We start from the raw sequence: 426 nt of genomic DNA, 5'->3' as shown, positions 1-426 counted from the left end.
GCCTCAAACATACGCATAAAGTTACGGTTACAAGGGTAGGTCGGATCCGCCATCATCACCTGATCACCTGGATTCACCAATAACGCTGCCAATAATAGCAGCGCGCCGGATGCACCTGGCGTTACAATAATACGCTTAGGGTCAACATCAATACCGTAGGCTGTTTGATAATGCCCTGCAATCGCTTGGCGTAACTCTGGCAAACCCGCAGCTGGAGTATATTGAGTTAACCCTTTTGCCAATGCTTCTTGCCCCGCAGCAATGATAGGAGCAGCAGTAGAAAAGTCGGGTTCACCCACTTCCATGTGTATAATGTCGCGGCCGGATGCTTGTAGTCGCTTCGCCTCTTCCAGAATAGCCATCACATGAAAAGGTGCAATATCGGTAACACGGGCTGCCCACTTGAATTCTGACAGAGACATAAAC

General features: G+C 49.3%; 1 protein-coding gene. It reads right to left on the bottom strand.

The genetic code is table 11. From position 1 onward, the window contains the following. Positions 1 to 422: aminotransferase class I/II-fold pyridoxal phosphate-dependent enzyme (locus BTA35_RS17010; protein WP_139363736.1), on the bottom strand; the 422-nt coding region annotated here is incomplete at its 3' end. Positions 423 to 426 lie beyond the last annotated feature (4 nt).

The organism is Oceanospirillum linum (genome assembly GCF_001995095.2).
Classification (GTDB): domain Bacteria; phylum Pseudomonadota; class Gammaproteobacteria; order Pseudomonadales; family Halomonadaceae; genus Oceanospirillum; species Oceanospirillum linum.
Note: the sequence above shows the minus strand (reverse complement) of the source record. Positions and strands in the feature narration are given on the sequence as shown.